Source organism: Pelagibacterium montanilacus, from assembly GCF_003992665.1.
GTDB classification, from domain to species: Bacteria; Pseudomonadota; Alphaproteobacteria; order Rhizobiales; family Devosiaceae; genus Pelagibacterium; species Pelagibacterium montanilacus.
Map to the genome: position 1 here is coordinate 1 of NZ_RZMX01000040.1, position 7,029 is coordinate 7,029.

General features: G+C 61.6%; 6 protein-coding genes. 3 read left to right on the forward strand and 3 right to left on the reverse strand.

Annotation, left to right across the window (positions count from 1 at the left end):
• Nucleotides 1-70: 70 nt before the first annotated feature.
• Nucleotides 71-1,270, reverse strand: a complete 1,200-nt coding sequence (locus tag EO136_RS11770) for an IS256 family transposase (RefSeq protein ID WP_127143937.1) — start codon at nt 1,268-1,270, stop codon at nt 71-73.
• Between the two features lie 565 nt (nt 1,271-1,835).
• On the opposite strand from EO136_RS11770, the gene EO136_RS11775 reads away from it, so the two are divergent.
• From EO136_RS11775 to EO136_RS11785, 3 genes are all read left to right on the forward strand, one after another.
• Nucleotides 1,836-2,870 carry a TRAP transporter substrate-binding protein gene (locus EO136_RS11775; protein WP_127144616.1) on the forward strand — a complete coding sequence of 345 codons (1,035 nt, stop codon included), beginning with the start codon at nt 1,836-1,838 and terminating at the stop codon, nt 2,868-2,870.
• A 103-nt stretch (nt 2,871-2,973) separates the two neighbouring features.
• On the forward strand, nt 2,974-4,269 hold the full coding sequence (locus tag EO136_RS11780; RefSeq protein ID WP_127144617.1) for a TRAP transporter large permease: 1,296 nt from the start codon (nt 2,974-2,976) through the stop codon (nt 4,267-4,269).
• A 17-nt stretch (nt 4,270-4,286) separates the two neighbouring features.
• Nucleotides 4,287-4,799, forward strand: coding sequence for a TRAP transporter small permease (locus tag EO136_RS11785; RefSeq protein ID WP_164730557.1), 513 nt, complete (start codon nt 4,287-4,289; stop codon nt 4,797-4,799).
• A 52-nt stretch (nt 4,800-4,851) separates the two neighbouring features.
• On the opposite strand, the gene EO136_RS11790 is transcribed toward EO136_RS11785, so the two are convergent.
• Both EO136_RS11790 and EO136_RS11795 read right to left on the reverse strand, forming a co-directional pair.
• Complete coding sequence (locus EO136_RS11790) at nt 4,852-5,625, reverse strand: LysR substrate-binding domain-containing protein (RefSeq protein WP_164730558.1); 774 nt, start codon at nt 5,623-5,625, stop codon at nt 4,852-4,854.
• Between the two features lie 155 nt (nt 5,626-5,780).
• On the reverse strand, nt 5,781-6,980 hold the full coding sequence (locus EO136_RS11795) for an IS256 family transposase (protein ID WP_127143937.1): 1,200 nt from the start codon (nt 6,978-6,980) through the stop codon (nt 5,781-5,783).
• Between the last annotated feature and the right edge of the window lie 49 nt (nt 6,981-7,029).

The window sequence follows — 7,029 nt, forward strand, 5'->3', positions numbered from 1 at the left end:
GATGGTGTCCCCTGGCGTGGTGTAGGTTGGTTTGGGCCGCCACGCATTTCCCGGCACTGCCGGTGTCGGATCAGCCGGCCAGGGGCGGCAGGCTGATGAGGGGATCATCGCTCATCTGGCTCATTGTTTCCAGTGTCATGTAGCGGGCGCGCTGGACGGCCCACTCATCGTTCTGTTCGAGCAGTAACGCGCCCACGAGGCGCACGATGGCGTCATCATTGGGAAAGATGCCCACGACATCGGTGCGCCGCTTGATTTCGCCGTTGAGACGCTCGATTGGGTTCGTGCTGTGCAATTTGGTCCGGTGTTCGCGTGGGAACGACATGTAGGCCAGAACATCAGGCTCGGCCTCATCGAGCAGGGTGGCCAGCTTGGGCACCTTGGGTCGGATCTGATCGGCGACGGCGCGCCATTGCGCACTGGCCGCCTTTGGTGTTTCCTGCGCAAAGGCCGTGGCGATGAAGGCAGAGACGACACGGCGCCCGCTCTTTCCGGCATGGGCAAGAACGTTGCGCATGAAGTGAACCCGGCATCGTTGCCAAGTGGCGCACAACACCTTGCTGACGGCCGCCTTGATCCCTTCGTGCGCATCGGAGATCACGAGCTTGACCCCACGTAGCCCCCGCCGGGTCAGCTTGCGCAGAAACGCTGTCCAGATCGGCTCGGCTTCCGAGGTCCCGATCTCCATGCCCAGAACCTCACGCCTGCCATCACTGTTGACGCCGATGGCGATAATGGCGGCGACCGAGACGATACGCCCACCGCGGCGCACCTTGAGGTAAGTGGCATCAATCCACAGATAGGGCCAGTCACCCTCGATGGGGCGATCGAGGAAGGCTTTGACCTTATCGTCGATCTCTTCGCACAGCCGGCTCACCTGACTTTTGGAGATGCCGCCCATCCCCATGGCCTTGACCAGATCATCGACTGATCGGGTGGAAATGCCCTGGATGTAAGCTTCCTGGATAACTGCGGTTAGAGCCTTCTCGGCCATGCGGCGCGGCTCCAGGAAGGTTGGGAAATAGGACCCTGTCCTCAGCTTGGGAATGCGCAGCTCGACAGTGCCGGCGCGTGTCTCCCAGTCTCTGTCGCGATACCCATTGCGCTGGGCCAGGCGATCGGAGCTCTTCGCTCCATAACCAGCGCCTGTGGCAGCGCCCACTTCCATCTCCATCAGGCGTTCAGCGGCAAAGCCGATCATCTCACGCAAAATATCGGCGTCGGGGGTCTGTTCGACCAGAGCGCGAAGGTTCATCATATCGGTGGTCATCGGTGGTCCTTTCGGATTGTGGCTTCAACAACCCGACATTACCGGAAAACCGCCGGTGACCACTCTCCTCAGAACCTACACCACCTCCAGGGACACCATCGGTTTGGAAACGCGACAAATCAAAGACTTAGAGCTCCTGTTCTGATTCAATCAGAACAGGATATGCTCTAGGCGGATCGCATCGTAGATGAGGATGGTCAGCCGTGTTGATCGACCTTTGCCACCCCCTGGCGTCCGGTGGCCGCCTGGCTGCGGCTATCCACTGACCGGTGGTATATCGGCATTAGCCGAAATGATATCTCATGATTGCGATATCATTCTCCATTAAGCTGATTTGACCCTTTGGCAGGTCGCCTCTTTACTCGAACAAGGCTCAGCTGACGAGCGCCTCGGGGCCCCGGAATGGCCGAAGTTGGGGGGGATGGAGAACGCCTCGGTATCGTCCCGGTGTTCTCCTGCGGAGCGCTGGAGCACGAAGGTGGCCCAAGCGGTGGCTCGACAGGTGCAAGGAGCTGTTCTGACCGGACTGGTGCAGTCCGGACAATCTGCATAGGGAGGAATTTTAATGTCGAAGATTCATAACGTTGCTATCAGCGCTCTAGCTGCGGGCCTGCTCATGGGCACTGCCGTCCAGGCGCAGGAATATCGCGCAACCCTGGCCTACTTCGCCTCGATCGCCGATTATCAGGAACCGGCTGCAGAGGCATTCAAGAACTATGTCGAGGTTGCCTCGGGCGGCGACATTGAGATCGCCCTGACTACGATCGAGGCTCTCGGCGGTGCCGAGCGCGAAGTGCTCGATCAGGTGCGCCTCGGTGAGCTCGAGTTCGTCACGCCCAACGCGGGCGGCCTCGCTGGCGCATTTCCGTCCGCCCAGGTCTGGAACCTGCCGTTCCTGTTCCCCGGCCGCGCGGTTGCCTGGTCGGTCTTTCAGGACCGCGAATATATCGACCTCGTGAACGAGAAGATCCTCGAGGACAGCGGCGGGCTGCTGCGCTACCTGGGTGCCGCCGAGAATTCCGTGCGTCACCTCTACACCACGGACGGACCGATCCGGGTGCCCAGCGACATGGAGGAATACGGCATCAAGATCCGTACCATGGAAGCCCCGATGCACCAGCAGGTGTGGACCGCGCTTCTGGCAGCATCGGTCGTGGCCCTGCCGTCGGCCGAGCGTTACACTGCACTGCAGACTGGTATGATCGACGCCACCGAAGGCGGGTTGAACTCCGCATGGAACGCGGGGCTCCTGGAAGTGGCGCCGTACGTGTCGCTCACGGCTCACATGTACGACGTGACGGCTTATATCGCCAATGCCGAGTTCATGGAGAGCCTGCCCGAAGGCCATCAGCGGATCATTGAGGAAGGTGTTGCGCTGGCGACTACCGTCCAGAATGCCTACGCTTTGGTCGAGGACAATGCCGCCCTTGCCCGGATCATCGACGAAGGCTTCGAGGTCGTGGAGCCGAACGCGGAAGAGCGCGAGCTTTGGCGCGAACTCGCCGCCCCTGTCGGCGAGGAATTCGTTGCCGCGGTGGCAGATGAGGACTTCATCCAGGCAACGCTCGACGTCGTCGAGCGCGTAAGCCAGGGGTTCTAGCGCCAGCCGCGCCATGAACTGCTGACACATGTGCCGCGCCTGAGGCGGACCCCGGCCGGGGTCCGTCTCGGGTGCTTTGCTTGGGCTGAAAAGGTGCACCCAAATGCTAGTCCTGCCGATTCTCGGGGTTCTGTTCCTGCTGATTTTCGTCGGCGCCCCGGTCTTTCTTGCGATGAGCGTCGCCAGCCTCATTCACTGGCTCGACGTGGGCCGGGACTCCGCGCTCACTGTGATCATGCAGAGATTTTACGGGGGCATGACCTCCTTCACACTGCTGGCGATCCCGATGTTTCTGTTGGCGGGGATCGTGATGACGCGGGGCGGGCTGACCACGCGGATGGTCGATCTCGCCAAGGCCCTGGTCGGTCACATGCGCGGCGCACTCGCGCAGATCAACATTCTCTCGAGCGTATTCTTCGGCGGAATTTCAGGCTCGGCCTATGCCGATATCGCAGCCATGGGCACGATCTTCGTGCCGGCCATGAAGAAGGAAGGTTATCCTGCCGGGTTTGCCGGCGCGATCACCGCGGTCTCGGGAACGCTCGCCCCCATGATTCCGCCCAGCATCGTGCTCATCGTCTATGGGGCGACCTTCGGCGTCTCCATCGGCGCCCTGTTCGCAGCCGGGCTCAGCCTCGCGATCCTGATCGCGGTCTGCTACATGACCATGACCTATTTCCTGGTCCGGCGGCTCGACGTCCCGTCCTATCCCCGCGCTCCGTTTTCCACCGTGCTCAAGGCCTTTCGGCACGCCGCCCTGCCGTTGATGATGCCGATCGTGGTGGTCGGCGGCATCTTCGGAGGCTTCTTTTCGCCCACCGAGGCAGGGGCGATCGCCGCGGCCTATGGCCTAGTGATCACCGTGGTCATCCTCAGAACCATCAAGGTGCGCGAACTTCCCGGCATTATGCTGGAAACCGCCCTGACCTCCGCTGCGGTCATGGTGCTGATCGGGGCGGCCTTCGCGCTGTCCTATGTCATGGCCTCGCGCCAGATCCCCCAGGAGGTCACCTCCATGCTCCTGGCGATATCGGACGATCCCCTGGTGCTGTCGACCCTCATGCTGGCGGTGCTTTTCGTGGTCGGCCTCTTCATCGACCGGACCACTGCGATCCTTTTGTTTGGTGCCATCATCATTCCGGTATTCACGCTCGAAGCCGGGTTCAGCTCGGTGCATACCGCCATGATTATCGTCATGGCCCTGGGCATCGGACACCTGACACCGCCGGTGGGCGGCACGCTGCTCATGACGGCCCTTGTCGGGCGTATGCCGGTCATGTCCATCGTGCGCTACATCTGGCCCTTCATCATCCTCGAGATATGCATAACGCTCTCGGTGATCCTGTTCCCTGCCATCAGCGAGACTCTTCCGCGCTGGCTCGGGCTTGGCGGCCTTTAGGATTGGACGAGGAAACCATGACGTACTTCCAGAAATTCGCCCAGCTCTTCGACACGTTCAGCGGCTATGTGGACCGCTTCTGCCGGATCGGGCTCATGGTCACGGCCTCCCTGATCCTGCTGCTGCTGATCACCCAGGTTGGCATGCGCTACGTGCTGCGCAGCCCGCTCATCTGGGTCGAGGAGCTGGCGGCATATACGCTGGGGTTCATGGTGCTGTGGGGCGCCGCGTCCTACATCCGGACCTGGCAGCACATTCAGGTCAACACCCTCTTCCTGATGATGCCGCTCGCGGCCCGCACCGCCGCTGTGATCGCCATAAACCTCTTGCTGCTCTGGTTTGCCTATCTCCTCGTGGTTTCGGGCAATACCCTTGCCCAGCTCGGAGCCAACGAATTGAGCCCGAGCGGCACCTTCGTGATGTTCTGGCCGCGCCAGGGCATGACCACGGGAGGCATCCTCATCATAATCCAGGCGACCAACAACATCCTGAGATGTCTGTCGGGCAGGCCCGGAGAGATGGTCAACTAAAGTCGCGCCCGTCCGGCCCTCAGGGCAGCCCCCGGCGGCCGGACGAGCCATCCTACTCGGACAGGCTCTTTGGAAGATGCTCACTGCCCGAAAAGGTCGCCGCATCGCTGAATTCGAGCTTGGCCGACACATCGTCATAGAACCGCGTTGCCGCTGCGGAAAGGCTCTCGCCCTGCCGCGTCACGAGCGCATAGGGAAGGATGGCCATGTCCGATGCGAGCGGCAGCACCCTGACGCGATTAAGCCCGCCGCCCCGGCTCGTCCAGAAATCGGCGACAGCACTTGCCAGCGGGGCAATGGCGTCGGTCTCCTGAATGAACGCCAGCGTAACCATCAGCGAGGAGGTGCTGATGACACGCTCGGGCGGGCTGCAATCGTGCTCCAGCAGGTAGAGCTCCACCATGTGGCGGGCCAATCCTCCCGGTGGCTGCATGATCCATTCATATTGCGTATAGTCCTCGAGTGTCGGGCTCTGCTTCTCGAGCAGGGGATGCCCCTCCCGGACCACGAGGCAGAAAGGTTCGGGGCCGACAACCCGCGTGGCAAGCGCTCGCGTATCGACGTCTGCGGGCACGCGCCCGACATAGAAATCCAGACGGCGGGCCAAAAGGTGTCCCGCCAGCTTGTCACTTGTATCCACGATCAGGCTGATTTCGTTTTCCGGGTAGCGTGCGCGGGCACTTTGGATGGCAGGCAGAATGATCGCGACCGAAGGTCCAGTAACCGAGCCGACCGTGATCGTGCCGCGAAAGCCACTGCCGATCTGGGATATTTCACGCGACGTCGCATCGAGCTCGTGGAGCATGCGTCGGGCGATCGCTGCCATGCGGCTTCCGGACTCCGAAAGCGTGATGCCTCGGGAGTGACGCTTGTAAAGGCTCACGCCCAGCATGTACTCGAGCTCGCTCAGGGATGGTGTCCCCTGGCGTGGTGTAGGTTGGTTTGGGCCGCCACGCATTTCCCGGCACTGCCGGTGTCGGATCAGCCGGCCAGGGGCGGCAGGCTGATGAGGGGATCATCGCTCATCTGGCTCATTGTTTCCAGTGTCATGTAGCGGGCGCGCTGGACGGCCCACTCATCGTTCTGTTCGAGCAGTAACGCGCCCACGAGGCGCACGATGGCGTCATCATTGGGAAAGATGCCCACGACATCGGTGCGCCGCTTGATTTCGCCGTTGAGACGCTCGATTGGGTTCGTGCTGTGCAATTTGGTCCGGTGTTCGCGTGGGAACGACATGTAGGCCAGAACATCAGGCTCGGCCTCATCGAGCAGGGTGGCCAGCTTGGGCACCTTGGGTCGGATCTGATCGGCGACGGCGCGCCATTGCGCACTGGCCGCCTTTGGTGTTTCCTGCGCAAAGGCCGTGGCGATGAAGGCAGAGACGACACGGCGCCCGCTCTTTCCGGCATGGGCAAGAACGTTGCGCATGAAGTGAACCCGGCATCGTTGCCAAGTGGCGCACAACACCTTGCTGACGGCCGCCTTGATCCCTTCGTGCGCATCGGAGATCACGAGCTTGACCCCACGTAGCCCCCGCCGGGTCAGCTTGCGCAGAAACGCTGTCCAGATCGGCTCGGCTTCCGAGGTCCCGATCTCCATGCCCAGAACCTCACGCCTGCCATCACTGTTGACGCCGATGGCGATAATGGCGGCGACCGAGACGATACGCCCACCGCGGCGCACCTTGAGGTAAGTGGCATCAATCCACAGATAGGGCCAGTCACCCTCGATGGGGCGATCGAGGAAGGCTTTGACCTTATCGTCGATCTCTTCGCACAGCCGGCTCACCTGACTTTTGGAGATGCCGCCCATCCCCATGGCCTTGACCAGATCATCGACTGATCGGGTGGAAATGCCCTGGATGTAAGCTTCCTGGATAACTGCGGTTAGAGCCTTCTCGGCCATGCGGCGCGGCTCCAGGAAGGTTGGGAAATAGGACCCTGTCCTCAGCTTGGGAATGCGCAGCTCGACAGTGCCGGCGCGTGTCTCCCAGTCTCTGTCGCGATACCCATTGCGCTGGGCCAGGCGATCGGAGCTCTTCGCTCCATAACCAGCGCCTGTGGCAGCGCCCACTTCCATCTCCATCAGGCGTTCAGCGGCAAAGCCGATCATCTCACGCAAAATATCGGCGTCGGGGGTCTGTTCGACCAGAGCGCGAAGGTTCATCATATCGGTGGTCATCGGTGGTCCTTTCGGATTGTGGCTTCAACAACCCGACATTACCGGAAAA